This is a genomic window from Anaerostipes sp. (genome assembly GCF_018381315.1).
Classification (GTDB): domain Bacteria; phylum Bacillota; class Clostridia; order Lachnospirales; family Lachnospiraceae; genus Anaerostipes.
This window is the reverse complement of the sequence record NZ_JAGZSD010000004.1, coordinates 71954-87015: the sequence shown is the minus strand read 5'-3', so window position 1 is coordinate 87015 and position 15062 is coordinate 71954. Positions and strand designations below refer to the sequence as shown.

Below are 15062 nucleotides of genomic sequence, written 5' to 3'. Positions count from 1 at the left end.
TATGGAGAAGGGCAGCCATAAAACAGAAGGTGCCTTTTGGCGGTAAGTTTTTCTTCACTATCGGAAGGAGGCCTTTCCAGAGCTGACTGGAGATAGTGAAGAAAAACTTCTACTATTTATTATTTTTTTCACATAAGATGACAAGAAAAGGAGGACATAATATGTGGACGAGAGCTGAATTAAAAAGCAGAGGCAAAGAGTCGATCAGGAGAAATTACTGGATCGTAGTATTGGCAGCCTTGGTGACAAGCATCATAAACGGGCAGCTGAGCGGTAATCTATCTCAAAGATGGGTGAAGAATGAGTTACAAAATGCGGGATGGGACGGAGGAATAAAAGATCTGTTTACGGGTCCGCAGTTCCTGATGATACTGACGGCGTTTCTGGGACTCATGGTGATTATCTTTTTTGCCGCTACAGTGATCAAAATATTTGTGGGAAATCCACTGCTGGTAGGCTGCAGCCGATTCTTTGTAGAAAACAGTGACAGAAAAGCCAAGTTAGGACTGCTGGGCATGGCTTTTCAGGGGGATACTTATTTAAATACAGTGCTGACAATGTTTCTAAGAAACTTGTTTACATGGCTGTGGAGTTTGCTGCTGCTCATACCGGGGCTCGTAAAGTCTTACTCGTATTCGATGATCCCATATATCTTGGCAGAGAACCCTTCAATTTCAAGAGAAAGGGCATTTGAAATCAGCAGGAAAATGATGGACGGACAGAAGTTTGATGCCTTTGTGCTGGATCTGTCATTTATAGGCTGGATCATTCTCTCTATCTTAACCTGCGGAATTCTTGATGTTTTTTATGTAGTGCCATACAGACAGACAACGTGGGCTGAGTTTTATAAGGTCAACCGCACAATGGCTCTGCAAAGAGGGATTGCATCACCGGAAGAACTGTGCGGATTCCCTTTTTATCAATAATGACGAACAAAAAAGGAAGAAAAATTCAAACGAACATGTCGATTTAGAGAAAATAAATAGTTTTCGTGATAAAAATGAAAATATATTGTTAAAAACGTATAAAAATAATTAACAAACAAAATGTTTTGTGATACAATTAGTCCAACGACATACATTGTTACAACATACTATTTTAGGAGGTATAGACATGTCAACAAAATGGGTTTATCAATTTAACGAGGGCAATGCAGAAATGAGAAACCTCTTGGGCGGCAAAGGGGCCAACCTGGCAGAGATGACAGGACTTGGACTTCCAATTCCTCAGGGGTTTACAGTGACCACAGAAGCATGTACCAATTACTATGACTGCGGTGAAAACATCAGTGATGAGGTGCAGGGACAGATTTTTGATGCTATGAAAGCATTAGAAAATATCCAGGGGAAGGAGTTCGGAGACTTAGAAGACCCATTGTTGGTTTCTGTACGTTCCGGAGCCAGAGTATCTATGCCTGGTATGATGGATACGATCTTGAACTTAGGTTTAAATGACGTTGCTGTAGAGGGATTTGCAAAGAAGACCGGCAACCCACGGTTTGCATATGATTCCTACCGCAGATTTATCCAGATGTTCGCAGATGTTGTAAAAGAAGTGGACAAAGCCAAATTTGAAGCTGTCCTTGACGAGATGAAGGAAGCCAAGGGAGCGAAGTTTGATACGGATCTGACAGCGGACGATCTGAAAGAGGTTATCGTTCGCTATAAAGAGATATATAAAAGCGAGTTAGGGGAAGACTTCCCTCAGGAACCGAAAGAGCAGCTGCTGGAAGCGATCAAAGCTGTATTCCGTTCTTGGGATAATCCTCGTGCGATCTATTACAGAAGAATGAATGACATCCCTGGTGACTGGGGTACTGCGGTCAACGTACAGACCATGGTATTCGGAAACATGGGAGATACATCAGGAACCGGTGTTGCATTTACAAGAAATCCATCCACCGGTGAAAAACAGATTTACGGTGAGTACCTGATTAATGCACAGGGTGAAGACGTGGTAGCAGGTGTGCGTACTCCGCAGCCGATCACCAGACTGAAAGAGGATCTGCCTGAGTGTTATGAGCAGTTTATGCAGATTGCCAAGACTCTTGAAGATCATTACCGTGATATGCAGGATATGGAGTTTACCATTCAGGAAGGAAAGCTGTATTTCTTACAGACCAGAAATGGAAAGAGAACAGCACCTGCAGCTCTTAGAATTGCCTGTGAGCTGGTAGATGAAGGAATGATTACAAAAGAAGAGGCTGTTTCAAGGATTGAAGCAAAAGCATTGGATCAGCTTTTACATCCTCGTTTTGATCCGGAAGCGATTAAAGCTGCTGTTCCGATCGGGGAAGCACTTCCTGCATCTCCGGGAGCTGCTACCGGTAAGGTTTATTTTACGGCAGAGACTGCAAAGCTCCATCATGAAGCGGGAGAAAAAGTAATTCTTGTCCGTTTGGAAACTTCTCCGGAAGATATCGAAGGTATGCATGCGGCTGAGGGTATCCTGACAGCGCGCGGTGGTATGACATCTCATGCAGCAGTTGTTGCCCGGGGAATGGGTACTGCATGTGTTGCCGGATGCGGAGATATCCAGTTAGACGAAGAAAAAGGACTGTTCATTCTGGGCGGAAAAACTGTTCGGGAAGGAGATTATATCTCCATTGACGGATCTACAGGTAAGGTTTATTATGGTGAGATCCGCACGATTCCGGCTACCATCAGCGGAAACTTTGACCGCATTATGACATGGGCTGACGAAATCAGAACATTAAAGGTGCGCACCAACGCAGATACACCGGCAGATGCACTGAACGCTGTTAAGTTTGGAGCAGAAGGAATCGGACTTTGCCGTACAGAGCATATGTTCTTTGATGCGGAGAGGATTCCGAAGATCCGCCGCATGATCTTATCAAGAACAAAAGAAGCCAGAGAGATTGCACTGAATCAGTTGATTCCTTATCAGAAGAAGGATTTCAAAGAACTCTATGAGGTTATGGAAGGAAAACCGGTTACCATCCGTTTCTTAGATCCTCCTCTGCATGAGTTCCTTCCGACAACTTTGGAGGAGATTTCAGCTCTGGCAAAAGATATGAACGTAACGGTAGAAGAGATCAATATGACCCGTGCATCTCTGCATGAGTTCAATCCGATGATGGGACACCGCGGATGCCGTCTGGCAGTTACCTATCCTGAGATCGCTAAGATGCAGACAAGAGCTGTGATGGAAGCAGCGATTGAAGTAAAACAGGAAAAAGGATTTGATATTGTTCCTGAGATCATGATTCCTCTTGTAGGTGAGAAGAAAGAACTTCAATTTGTAAAAAATGTGGTTGTTGAGACAGCAGAGAAAGTAAAAGCTTACTATGAGTCTGATATCGACTACCATATCGGTACTATGATTGAGATTCCGCGTGCCGCTCTTCTGGCTAACGAAATTGCAGAAGAAGCTGAGTTCTTCTCTTTCGGAACCAATGACTTGACACAGATGACATTCGGATTCTCCCGTGATGATGCCGGTAAGTTCCTGGAAGCTTACTATGACAATAAGATTTATGAGTCAGATCCGTTTGCCAAACTGGATCAGGATGGTGTCGGCCAGCTGATTGCCATGGCAGCAGAAAAGGGAAGAAAGACCCGCCCGGATATTAAACTGGGTATCTGCGGAGAGCACGGAGGAGATCCTGCATCTGTTGAGTTCTGCCATAAGGTTGGATTAAATTATGTATCCTGCAGTCCATACCGTGTGCCTATTGCAAGACTTGCAGCAGCACAGGCAGCGCTGAATGACAAACAATAAAATGAAAAAGAGTTTCGGCGGCGAAGCTCTCATATTAAAAATCCCTTGGGCTCCAAGCCCAAGGGATTTTTTGATTATAGACAAAAATTATTTAATTTTAAAGTTGCTTACGAACAGCCCTCTATGTATATAGCCGTCCTTACTGTCTTTTTCACCGGGCAGCGGACGTGCATCAGCTATGCAATAGTTTTCATATCGTCTTGTTTTGATGTCAGAAAAAAGGATTGGCAGGCCAATGCAGGAATAAAACCGGGCAGTGTTCTGCAGCTGAAAGTGAACGTGAGGTTCCGTCGTATTGCCGGAGTTGCCGCACTTGCCGATCACATCCCCTCTTTTAACAGCCTGCCCTTTCTGTACTTTTATGCTTCCGGGCATAAGATGGCAGATGGCACTGTATTCATTCGGAGAGTGCTTTATAATGATCCTGTTGCCCCCAATGTCAGGTGTATCCGGATCTGTCTGCCCATTGTCCATGATGCGGCAGTCAGGAAAGCGGTTCTTTGTTGAGACAATGATACCGTCCGCAGGCGCATGTACATCTTTGCCATAACAGTAATAACTGTTCAGGTCCTTCTTATCACCGCAGAAGCTCTCGCCTTCTTCATTGATGATAATGAAATCATAGGCAAACCGCTGGGGCAGAATTTCCCATGAGTGGGATGTGTTTGGTGTCACACCACCGTTTGCTGTATACCATTCACCGTCAAACGGCAATGCATACTGGTTCTTGGGAACATAACGATCAATATGGTCAATATTTTTGTTTCTGTATTTTATAGCTCCATAAATTAAGCCGGCCGCTTGTAAAGCAGCCTGACCCAGGAAATGAATATTCATATGGTTATTCTCCTTCATACTTTCTTTGTTTAAATAATGTGTATCTAAAGATCTTAAAAACGATCTTTAACCCCGCACCTCAAAACAGAAAGTTCAACTATGAAACTCATATCAGCGGCTCCCTTCACAGACTAAAATACGATTAAAGAAAGTATATCAGAACAGATATCAAAAAGGAAGCTGTACATGTATTTACAATACTTTAAGATATAGCAAATTGTCAGCTTGTCTTTCTCCAGGAAGGACACCCTTCCCTGGTGCAGCGTTTCTTCCAGCCGACAGTAATACAGAATGCCGCAAATGCCAGCAGACAGATCATCCCTATGAGAACAGCCCGGTAGCTTTCTGTAATATCATAAATAAATCCATAGGCAGGGACCAGTACAATAGATGCTATGGGTGCACCCATAGATATTTTTGCAAATATTTTTTCGTAATCGTTCTGGCCGTAAAATTTGAGTGTAAGGATCGGAGCCAGGACCATGATACCTGAACTCACCAGGCCGTGGAGGAATGTAGAGACGGCGAACACCGTAAAATTTTGTCCGCTGATCAAAAAGCCAGCCACAGCTGTGATTCCGATTCCGATCATTCCGTAGCAGGTCTTCAGACTCCCGATTTTATCACTGATGATCCCAATAGCAATGGAACCGATGGCACTGCCAATGGAGGCATAAGCCAGCGCGGCGCCGGTTCTCTTGACGCTGTATCCCAGGAGAGTGCCATAGGTAGGTATATGCTGGGTAAAGACACCGATCCCGGTGATAGCGATCATAAAAAACAGCAGCAGATAAAAAGAGGCAGAATGCAGTGCGGTTTTTTCCGGGACCGCCAGCTGGCCCTTTGGGGCGAAGTTGAAGTTTTTTCCGGCTGTTTCAGTATCCGCACCAAACGGAAGAAGATGTTTTTCTTCCGGCCGGTTTTTAAGAAGGATAAAAGCGGTTAAAAGTACTACGGCAAAGGTAATTCCACCTATGAAAAAATAACCTGTCCGCCAGCCATATTGTGTGATGATATTTGAAGTCACCGGCTGGAGTACTGCACCGAACAGGCTTACAAAGGCCATTTGGATGCCGAGCATAGTGCCTGCATTTTTTGAAAACCACCGGTTGATCAGGATAGGTCCCAGCAGATTTACTAAAATAGTGGCACCCATGGCATGGGGAATGGCCAGCAGGTACCATCCGTAAACTGTGTTCATGAACCCAAAACCGGCAAATGAAAGAGCCTGCAGGACGGCTCCTGCCACAGCCATGATTCGGATATCATATTTGTTGATCAGACGGCCTGCGTAGGGGAGCCAAAACACCATGACAATCGAGGTTATACTCAAATAAATAGAAAGGCTTCCGATTCCCACGCCGATATCTTTGGAAACCGGAGATAAAAAGAGACCGGAAGTCATATTGATACCGCCGCCTGCAAATCCCCGTATGAGAATCACAGCTGCCAGTATGATCCATGCATAATGTAATTTTATTGTTCTCATGTTTTCTCCGTCCTTTTTTAATAATTAGTATCCGCGGAGCCAATATCTTTTATTCATATGATCCCATGGAAAGCATAAACATAAAAAACTGTCCCAATTATTGAGAATAATTCTGCTTCAGAAATCTTGAGACTGCATGTACAGTTTGATACACTGTTAGTAGTTAGTATATACTAACACGCAGCGAATAAATAATGGGAAGCTTTTTTGCCTTGTTTTTTGCAGGGTATAGAGAGATAAGACAGAAAGGATATAGTATGAATTATTTAGAGATTAAAAAGGTGATAGGAAGGGAAATCATTGATTCCAGAGGGAATCCCACAGTGGAGGCGGAAGTTGTTTTAGCCGGCGGCATCATCGGGAGAGGCACAGCACCCAGCGGAGCTTCAACCGGAGAGTTTGAGGCTCTTGAATTAAGAGACGGAGATAACAGCCGCTTTGGAGGCAAGGGAGTGTCCAAAGCCGTTCATAACATTAATACAGTGATTAACGATACATTAAAAGGAATGAATGCGTCTGATATTTATGCGGCAGACAAAGCTATGATCTGTGCAGACGGGACAAAGGACAAGTCAAACCTTGGAGCCAATGCCATTCTCGCAGTTTCAACAGCATGTGCAAAAGCGGCTTCCAAAGCTCTGGGGCTGCCGTTATACCGGTTTTTAGGAGGTGCCAACGCAAACCGTCTTCCAGTACCGATGATGAATATTTTAAACGGAGGAGCTCATGCGGCCAACACTGTAGATGTTCAGGAGTTTATGATTATGCCGGTGGGAGCAGAGAATTTCAGAGAAGCGCTTCGTTGGTGTACTGAGGTATTTCATGCCCTGGCAGCCCTTCTGAAATCCAAAGGGCTTGCCACATCTGTAGGAGATGAAGGAGGATTTGCACCGGATCTTGCAAGTGATGAGGAAGCTATTGAATATATACTGGAAGCAGTAAAGAAAGCGGGATATGAGCCGGGCACAGATTTTGTTCTGGCCATGGATGCTGCTTCCAGTGAGTGGAAAGGCGGTAAGAAAGGGGAGTATATTCTTCCGAAGAGCGGAAAGAAATATACTTCAAAAGAACTGGCCGATCACTGGAAATCCCTTTGCGAAAGATATCCAATCAGTTCCATTGAGGATGGATTGGATGAGGAAGACTGGGAAGGCTGGCAATATATGACCCGGGAACTTGGAGGAAAAGTCCAGCTGGTAGGAGATGATTTATTTGTAACCAACACAGAACGTCTCGAAAAAGGCATTGGCATGGGATGCGGGAATTCCATTTTGATCAAATTAAATCAGATCGGTTCTGTTTCCGAGACCCTGGAAGCCATTAAAATGGCACATAAGGCGGGTTATACAGCGGTTACATCCCATCGTTCAGGAGAGACTGAGGACACTACGATCGCAGACCTTGCAGTAGCGCTCAATACAGGACAGATTAAGACCGGTGCGCCGAGCAGAAGTGAGAGAACAGCAAAATATAACCAGCTTCTTAGAATTGAAGAAGAGCTTGGCGGCAGTGCCGTATATCCGGGGGCCGGGACGTTTTAAAGTAAGCATTGTAAAGCTGTAAAGAAATAAAATTGATTGTTTTGGAGATTATATGAATTGAGAACAGTAAACGAAAATTAAAGGAGGACAATACCATGTCATTAATAGGAAAAGAAGTAACAGATTTTAAAGTGCAGTCCTATCAGGGAAATGAATTTAAAGAGGTCACAAAAGAAGATATTTTAGGAAAATGGTCCGTATTCTTTTTTTATCCGGCAGATTTCACCTTTGTCTGCCCCACAGAATTAGAGGATTTAGCAAATAAATATGAAGATTTTAAAAAGGCAGGCTGTGAGATTTATTCCGTATCATGCGACACACACTTTGTGCACAAAGCATGGCATGATGCTTCAAAGACAATCCAGAAGATTCAGTATCCGATGCTGGCAGACCCGACTGGTGTGTTAGCCAGAGACTTTGATGTTATGATTGAGGAAAATGGTCTGGCAGAGAGAGGCAGCTTTATTGTCAATCCGGAAGGGAAGATCGTAGCTTACGAAGTCATTGCCGGAAATGTGGGAAGAAATGCAGAAGAACTGTTCAGAAGGGTTCAGGCGTCTCAGTTTGTGGCAGAACACGGAGATGAGGTTTGCCCTGCAAAATGGCAGCCCGGAGCAGAAACATTAAAGCCAAGTCTTGATCTTGTAGGATTAATTTAATCATACACAAATGGAAGGTGATACGTTGAAAGAACTTGATATGAACAAACTCTATGACGGCATCATAATAGGCGGAGGCCCGGCAGGGCTCTCCGCAGCCATTTATCTTGCCAGGGCAAAATATCGGGTGCTGGTCATAGAAAAAGAAAAGATGGGCGGGCAGATTACAATTACGTCTGAAGTTGTCAATTATCCGGGTGTGCCTGAAACAGACGGTACCAGACTTACAGAGAACATGAGAAAGCAGGCAGAATTTTTCGGAGCTGAGTTTATGATGGCAGAAGTCAGGGAACTTCATCCGGACGGAGAGGTTAAAGAAGTGGTCACAGAAAAAGGCACCTTTAAGACGCTTGGGATTGTGCTTGCGACAGGGGCAAGTCCCAGAAAGATCGGTTTTCAGGGAGAGACAAAATTCCAGGGCCGGGGAGTTGCCTACTGTGCTACCTGTGACGGAGAGTTTTTTACAGGGCTGGATGTGTTTGTTTTGGGCGGCGGCTTTGCAGCAGAAGAATCCATGTTTCTGACAAAGTATGCTAAAAAGGTTACAGTGATCGTCAGAGAAGAGGATTTTACTTGTGCTGCCTCCATAGCAGACCAGGTTCGGAGCCATCCTGGAATTGAAGTCCACTATCAGACCGAAATTGCAGAAGCCGGAGGGGAAAATACTCTTCAGTATGCAGTTTTTAAAAATAATGAAACTGGTGAGACATGGAAGTATGAACCGCCGGAAGGAAAGAGTTTCGGTATTTTTGTATTTGCAGGATACGCACCGGCTACAGAGCTTTTTAAGGATTTTCTGGAACTGAGTGAAGACGGATATTTGGTGACAGATATCAATCAAAAGACAAGCACAGACGGCATTTACGGAGCAGGCGATATCTGTGTGAAGAATTTGAGACAGGTGGTCACAGCAGTTTCAGACGGCGCAGTGGCCGCAACCTCTTTAGAAAAATATCTTTCCGGTATGTATGAGGCACTGAAGCTTCCGGAGCGTGAGATCTCAGTGCCGAAAAGAGAGAAACCGGCAGATGTGTCCGTGAAGGATACACAGACAGAGGGCAGTTTCCTGACAGAAGAGATGAGGCAGCAGCTGGCGCCGGTCTTTGAAAGGTTAGAAAAGGATATGGTTTTGAAATTTTATACGGACAGCAGCACTATATCAGGGGAAGTCAGAGGCTTTGCTTCAGAGATGGAGGGATTATCTCCTCATATCCGGTGTGAGATGGAAAGCGGCCATCGGGATGATATAGAATATCCGGCAATCCGTATTTGTGACAGCGGCGGAGATTATCTGGGCACTTCCTTCCATGGAGTTCCGGGAGGACATGAGTTTAATTCTTTTATCATCGCTCTTTATAATGCTGCCGGTCCGGGACAGGCCATTGATGAGGAATTGCTTAGAAGAATCAAAAAGATTGACAGAAAAATCAGGATTCAGACTGTTGTATCTCTGTCCTGCACCATGTGTCCTGAACTGGTTATGGCAGTGCAGAGAATTGCACTTGAAAATCCGCAGATTGAGGCCGACATTTATGATATGGCCCACTACCCAGAATTAAAGGACAAATATCAGATTATGAGTGTACCCTGTATGATTGTAAATGAGAAAGATGTTTATTTTGGAAAGAAGAGCATAGAAGAAATTCTCGAACTTCTGGAACAATAAAATGTAAATCCTCCATCAGATCTGCACTCATCCCTGTTTCACCAGCTTCCATGCAGGACGGAAAGCTGGTGAAATCGTCATGTTTATGTTAAAATAAATAAAATGTTTGACGAGGGGGAATGTAAATATGAAAGAGCAGAAGAGGAGCCGTTTTCTTGCCGTTTTTTTTTGTTTGTCTCTCGTTTTAGCTGCAGGAGTTTTTCTGTACAGCAGGAAAGCTTTTATAACAGACCATATCGGAATCAGTGAGCAGGGGCAGGCGGAAGTTCTGTCAAAGGGCTGGTATTATTTAGACCAAGGAAAGAAAACTGAGATTTCAGAACTGCCCTTGGTCATAAAAGACAGCAGGAGAGAAAGCCTGACTATATACAGGGATTTAACAGAAACAGCCCCGGAGGATGCAGTGTTGTGCATGGAAAATTACCACCAGTTCGCAGAAGTTTTTGTTGAGAAGAAAAAGGTATATTCTTATGGCAGAGGCAATAAGGGGCCGGCGGGATGGATTCTGGGAAATGTCTGGAATGTGATCCGGCTGCCGGAGGATCTGCAGGGAAAGACTGTTGCTGTGAGACTTACTGCTCCCAATACTCCGGGGAAATGGAAGATTCCAGGGGTGATACTGGGCAGCCGCAGTTCGGTGACGCAGATGATCTGGAAGGACTGTCTGGGAATCGCTTTGTTCGCCATTCTTTCCGGTGTACTGGGACTGTGTTTTCTCCTTTTGTTCTTTTTCCTGCGTTTCAAGAGACTGGATTTCAACAGATTGGATTTTATGTACCTAGGTGTTTTTATTCTGATTTCAACCATGTGGATCATTACAGATTCCAAAATTCCACAATTTCTGACAGATCAGTTAGCTCCGGTGTATATTCTCTCATTTTTACTGTTTACGCTTCTGCCGGTGCCGTTTCTATTTTTCCTTCGTCAGATCTGCAGCCATGGAAAGCGGGTTTTGGAGATTTTCAGCCTGCTGTTTATACTTCAGACATTTTTGTGCACAGGACTTTACATGGCCGGGATTGCAGATTTGCTCAAAACTCTGCCGGTGACCCATATTCTGATGGCGGCAGCAGTGGCAGTGAGTATTTTCCTGTGTCTGCGGGAACAGATCTGTTACCGCAACAGTGATACCTCTTTTGTACTGGCGGGCATTGTAGTTCTATCCTGCGGAGGAATGGCTTCTCTCTTGTCATTTCGTCCCCTGGGCAGCGGGGATAATTCCCTGTTTTTCCGCGCCGGGCTTATTGCATTTTATATTTTTCTATGCTATGGAAGTCTGAAAAGAGGTGTCGGACTGCTCAGGACCAGTATGGAAGCGGATACTTACAGGATGCTTGCTTATAAGGACACCATGACAGACATGGGAAACCGGGCGGCATTTGACCGGGATGCGGAAGTCCTGCAGCACAGAGGCGGTCAGGGATCTTTTGCAGTAGCTGTGTTTGACATCAATAATCTGAAGCATATTAACGATACCTACGGTCATACAGCGGGAGACAGACTCATCCAAGCTTCAGCAGCCATGATTAAAAAAGCATTTTCAGACTTTGGAGAATGCTACCGGATCGGGGGAGATGAGTTTGTTGTACTTATGGAGGGTGTATCGGAGGATCAGATAGAAAAGGCATTTGCTGATATGGAGGAAAGTACCCGCAGATGCAGCCAAGGAAATCCGGAGAGTTTTTGTGTGGCCGGCGGCTGTGCGTCTGGGAGTTGTGACGGAGAAGAGTTCATATATAAGCTGTTTCGGGAAGCAGACGCCAAAATGTACGGAAAGAAAAAAGAGACAAAGCATTAAACAGAAAAAAGAGGTGCCGGCTGGCACCTCTTTATTTTACATGTTTTTTTATGGCTTCAAAGCTTTCTTTGCTGATGACATGTTCAATTCTGCAGGCATCTTCTGACGCTATATCCTTATTGACCCCCAGTGCTGTGAGCCAGGATGAGAGAAGTTCATGACGTTCGTAGATCATCTCGGCGATCTCTCTGCCGGACTCCGTAAGATAGATATACCCTTCGGGAGAAACCGTGATATGTTCATTCTGCCGGAGCTTTTTCATAGCAACACTGACACTGGATTTTTTAAAACCAAGCTCTGTTGCGATATCTACGGAACGCACGACCGGACGTGATTTACTGAGGACTAATATAGTTTCTAAATAATTTTCAGCAGATTCATTGGCATGCATGAATTTACCTCATTTCTAAGTAAGTATTTTTTCATATGAAAACAATTGAAAGTATAACATATTTTCATTGCAACATCAAATTCTTGCTTAATGATAAAAATTATCAACTGGAAATATTGACTACTAACTTGAGTTAGAATATACTAATTGATGAACGGAACGGAAATGATAATCAATACCAATAAAGAAAGAAGGGAAAATGATGCCTTTAACTATGGTAAGAGAAGGGGAAGCAAATGTCATTTGTAAAGTCGGCGGCAGGGAAGAGACCAGAAGATTTCTCGAGAACCTTGGATTTGTAGTGGGAGGGAATGTCACTGTCGTATCTGTCATAGGGGGAAATGTGATTGTAAATGTCAAAGACTCCAGAGTAGCGATTGGAAAAGACATGGCAAATAAAATAATGGTAAGCTGAAAAGGAGAGAAGATGAAGACGTTAAAAGAAATTGCATGCGGAAATACGGTAAAGGTAAAGAAGCTGAACGGAGAAGGACCTGTGAAGCGCCGTATCATGGATATGGGAATTACAAAAGGTGTAGATGTTTTTGTGAGAAAGGTGGCACCCCTTGGAGATCCGGTGGAAATCACAGTGCGCGGATATGAGTTGTCTGTAAGAAAAGCGGATGCAGAGATGATCGAAGTCGAATAATTCCGTTTTATTTTATAGGGTAGTTAGTTTAAACTAATATAAATAAGCATAAGCAAACAAGTGTACATGAAAAGAAATGAGGTAAATGCAGAATGTCAATTAAAATTGCGTTAGCTGGTAATCCGAACAGCGGGAAAACAACGCTGTTTAACGCTTTGACCGGTTCAAATCAGTTTGTAGGAAACTGGCCTGGCGTTACAGTGGAAAAGAAGGAAGGCAAACTGAAAGGATACAAAGATGTCACCATCATGGATCTTCCGGGAATCTATTCCCTTTCTCCTTACACATTAGAGGAAGTTGTTGCAAGAAATTATCTGATTGAAGAGCGCCCTGATGCCATACTAAATATTGTAGACGGCACAAATATCGAAAGGAATCTTTATCTGTCAACACAGCTTATGGAGCTTGGAATTCCTGTAATCATGGCAGTCAACATGATAGATGTCCTTGAGAAAAACGGGGACCAGATCCATATCAAACAGCTCAGTGAAAAACTGGGGTGTGAAGTAGTAGAGATTTCTGCTCTCAAAGGTACAGGAATCAAAAAAGCGGCAGAAAAAGCAGTAGCACTTGCAAATGACAAGAAGTCTGCTCCCCCGGTACATACATTTGATTCCAGAGTAGAAGAAGTGCTGAATGCAGTGGAACTGAAGCTGGGCAGCGAGATTCCGGCAGAACAGAAGCGTTTCTTTGCAATTAAAATACTGGAAAAGGATGATAAGATCCGGGAACAGATGAAGGTGGTGCCGGACGCAGAGGCTGAGATCAAGAAAATCGAAGATATGATGGATGATGATACAGAAAGTATTATTACCAATGAGCGTTATACCTATATTTCTTCTATTATTGAAAAATGTATTACGAAGAACCGAAAAGAAAAAATGACTGTTTCGGATAAAATTGACCGTATTGTTACAAACAGGTTTCTCGCGCTGCCGATTTTTGCAGCAGTAATGTTCGCTGTATATTACGTCTCTGTCACGACAATCGGAACTTGGGCTACAGACTGGGCAAATGATGGAGTGTTTGGTGACGGATGGAAGCTTTTTGGACTCAGCGTGCCTGGTATTCCGTCTGTAATTGAAGCAGGTCTGAATGTTGTCGGATGTGCTGCATGGCTTCAGGGACTGATTCTAGACGGTATTGTTGCAGGTGTGGGTGCAGTACTGGGATTTGTGCCACAAATGTTAGTATTATTTCTTTTCCTTGCATTCCTTGAGTCCTGCGGATACATGGCCCGGGTAGCCTTTATCATGGACCGTATTTTCCGCAAGTTTGGTCTTTCCGGCAAATCTTTCATACCAATGCTGATCGGAAGCGGATGCGGAGTACCGGGTATCATGGCATCAAGAACCATTGAAAATGACCGTGACCGTAAGATGACCATTATGACAACAACGTTTGTTCCGTGCGGTGCAAAACTTCCGATCATTGCGCTGATTGCCGGTGCGCTGTTTCACGGTGCATGGTGGGTAGCTCCCAGTGCTTACTTTGTAGGCATTGCAGCGATTATCTGCTCAGGAATTATTTTGAAGAAAACAAAGATGTTCGCAGGAGATCCTGCTCCGTTTGTAATGGAACTGCCTGCCTACCATATGCCGACCGTATCAAATGTATTAAGAAGCATGTGGGAACGCGGATGGTCCTTTATTAAAAAGGCCGGAACCATCATTCTTCTTTCTACCATCTTTATATGGTTTACAACTTATTTTGGATGGATCAACGGACAGTTCAGAATGCTCACGGATATGGAACTCGACCACAGTATCCTTGCCGCCATCGGCAACGGTATTTCATGGATTTTCGCACCTCTTGGCTGGGGAAACTGGAAGTCAGCTGTGGCTGCTATCACCGGATTGGTAGCAAAAGAAAATGTAGTAGGTACTTTTGGCATCTTGTTTGGCTTTGCCGAAGTGGCAGAAGACGGTGCCGAGATTTGGGGGACACTTGCCGGAAGCATGACAGCAGCAGCGGCATATTCCTTCCTTGTATTTAACCTGTTGTGTGCACCTTGCTTTGCAGCTATGGGAGCCATAAAAAGAGAAATGAACAATATAAAATGGTTTTGGTTTGCTGTTGGATACCAGACAATTCTTGCCTATGTGGTTTCACTCTGTGTTTATCAGATTGGTACACTGATTACTACAGGAACTTTCGGGATCGGGACGGCTGCTGCTTTCATCCTGATAATCGGATTTATCTATCTGTTAGTAAGGCCATATAAGGAAAGTAAAAAATTAAACGTAAGTATTAAAGGAGCGGCCGAAGTAAAATAAATTCGGGAAACACAG

General features: G+C 44.0%; 12 protein-coding genes. 9 read left to right on the top strand and 3 right to left on the bottom strand.

The window, feature by feature from the left end; translation table 11 throughout:
• The first annotated feature begins 161 nt into the window (after positions 1–161).
• Both KH180_RS03885 and ppdK read left to right on the top strand, forming a co-directional pair.
• A complete protein-coding gene (locus KH180_RS03885) occupies positions 162–926 on the top strand; it encodes a DUF975 family protein (protein ID WP_290756650.1) in 765 nt (254 codons plus the stop codon).
• 187 nt (positions 927–1113) lie between these two features.
• Positions 1114–3741 (top strand): pyruvate, phosphate dikinase, encoded by a 2628-nt coding sequence (gene ppdK / locus KH180_RS03880; RefSeq protein WP_290756647.1) that lies wholly within the window; start codon positions 1114–1116, stop codon positions 3739–3741.
• Between the two features lie 87 nt (positions 3742–3828).
• Here ppdK and KH180_RS03875 read toward each other — a convergent pair whose 3' ends face one another.
• Together KH180_RS03875 and KH180_RS03870 are read right to left on the bottom strand one after the other, a co-directional pair.
• Positions 3829–4578 carry a M23 family metallopeptidase gene (locus tag KH180_RS03875; RefSeq protein WP_290756644.1) on the bottom strand — a complete coding sequence of 250 codons (750 nt, stop codon included), beginning with the start codon at positions 4576–4578 and terminating at the stop codon, positions 3829–3831.
• Positions 4579–4798: 220 nt separating this feature from the next.
• Positions 4799–6067 carry an MFS transporter gene (locus KH180_RS03870; protein WP_290756641.1) on the bottom strand — a complete coding sequence of 423 codons (1269 nt, stop codon included), beginning with the start codon at positions 6065–6067 and terminating at the stop codon, positions 4799–4801.
• Between the two features lie 257 nt (positions 6068–6324).
• Between KH180_RS03870 and eno the strand changes: the two genes are divergently transcribed.
• From eno to KH180_RS03850, 4 genes are all read left to right on the top strand, one after another.
• Positions 6325–7608, top strand: coding sequence for a phosphopyruvate hydratase (gene eno / locus KH180_RS03865; protein WP_290756638.1), 1284 nt, complete (start codon positions 6325–6327; stop codon positions 7606–7608).
• A gap of 95 nt (positions 7609–7703) precedes the next feature.
• Positions 7704–8267 (top strand): alkyl hydroperoxide reductase subunit C, encoded by a 564-nt coding sequence (gene ahpC / locus KH180_RS03860; protein WP_290756635.1) that lies wholly within the window; start codon positions 7704–7706, stop codon positions 8265–8267.
• A gap of 10 nt (positions 8268–8277) precedes the next feature.
• On the top strand, positions 8278–9933 hold the full coding sequence (locus KH180_RS03855) for an FAD-dependent oxidoreductase (protein ID WP_290756632.1): 1656 nt from the start codon (positions 8278–8280) through the stop codon (positions 9931–9933).
• Positions 9934–10060: 127 nt separating this feature from the next.
• On the top strand, positions 10061–11731 hold the full coding sequence (locus KH180_RS03850) for a GGDEF domain-containing protein (RefSeq protein ID WP_290756629.1): 1671 nt from the start codon (positions 10061–10063) through the stop codon (positions 11729–11731).
• A gap of 31 nt (positions 11732–11762) precedes the next feature.
• Here KH180_RS03850 and KH180_RS03845 read toward each other — a convergent pair whose 3' ends face one another.
• Positions 11763–12122, bottom strand: a complete 360-nt coding sequence (locus KH180_RS03845) for a metal-dependent transcriptional regulator (RefSeq protein WP_290756626.1) — start codon at positions 12120–12122, stop codon at positions 11763–11765.
• A 199-nt stretch (positions 12123–12321) separates the two neighbouring features.
• On the opposite strand from KH180_RS03845, the gene KH180_RS03840 reads away from it, so the two are divergent.
• The 3 genes from KH180_RS03840 to feoB all read left to right on the top strand — a co-directional run bounded on the left by KH180_RS03840 (position 12322) and on the right by feoB (position 15047).
• Positions 12322–12537, top strand: a complete 216-nt coding sequence (locus KH180_RS03840; RefSeq protein WP_290756623.1) for a FeoA family protein — start codon at positions 12322–12324, stop codon at positions 12535–12537.
• Between the two features lie 12 nt (positions 12538–12549).
• Positions 12550–12771, top strand: coding sequence for a FeoA family protein (locus KH180_RS03835; RefSeq protein ID WP_290756621.1), 222 nt, complete (start codon positions 12550–12552; stop codon positions 12769–12771).
• 92 nt (positions 12772–12863) lie between these two features.
• Positions 12864–15047 (top strand): ferrous iron transport protein B, encoded by a 2184-nt coding sequence (gene feoB / locus KH180_RS03830; RefSeq protein ID WP_290756619.1) that lies wholly within the window; start codon positions 12864–12866, stop codon positions 15045–15047.
• The last annotated feature ends 15 nt before the right edge of the window (positions 15048–15062 follow it).

Coding starts and splice junctions, on each gene's coding strand:
- feoB (WP_290756619.1), top strand. CDS start 12,864: ATGTCAATTAAAATTGCGTTAGCTGGTAATCCGAACAGCGGGAAAACA.
- KH180_RS03855 (WP_290756632.1), top strand. CDS start 8,278: ATGGAAGGTGATACGTTGAAAGAACTTGATATGAACAAACTCTATGAC.
- KH180_RS03875 (WP_290756644.1), bottom strand. CDS start 4,578: ATGAATATTCATTTCCTGGGTCAGGCTGCTTTACAAGCGGCCGGCTTA.
- KH180_RS03840 (WP_290756623.1), top strand. CDS start 12,322: ATGATGCCTTTAACTATGGTAAGAGAAGGGGAAGCAAATGTCATTTGT.
- KH180_RS03885 (WP_290756650.1), top strand. CDS start 162: ATGTGGACGAGAGCTGAATTAAAAAGCAGAGGCAAAGAGTCGATCAGG.
- KH180_RS03870 (WP_290756641.1), bottom strand. CDS start 6,067: ATGAGAACAATAAAATTACATTATGCATGGATCATACTGGCAGCTGTG.
- KH180_RS03850 (WP_290756629.1), top strand. CDS start 10,061: ATGAAAGAGCAGAAGAGGAGCCGTTTTCTTGCCGTTTTTTTTTGTTTG.
- ahpC (WP_290756635.1), top strand. CDS start 7,704: ATGTCATTAATAGGAAAAGAAGTAACAGATTTTAAAGTGCAGTCCTAT.
- eno (WP_290756638.1), top strand. CDS start 6,325: ATGAATTATTTAGAGATTAAAAAGGTGATAGGAAGGGAAATCATTGAT.
- ppdK (WP_290756647.1), top strand. CDS start 1,114: ATGTCAACAAAATGGGTTTATCAATTTAACGAGGGCAATGCAGAAATG.
- KH180_RS03835 (WP_290756621.1), top strand. CDS start 12,550: ATGAAGACGTTAAAAGAAATTGCATGCGGAAATACGGTAAAGGTAAAG.
- KH180_RS03845 (WP_290756626.1), bottom strand. CDS start 12,122: ATGCATGCCAATGAATCTGCTGAAAATTATTTAGAAACTATATTAGTC.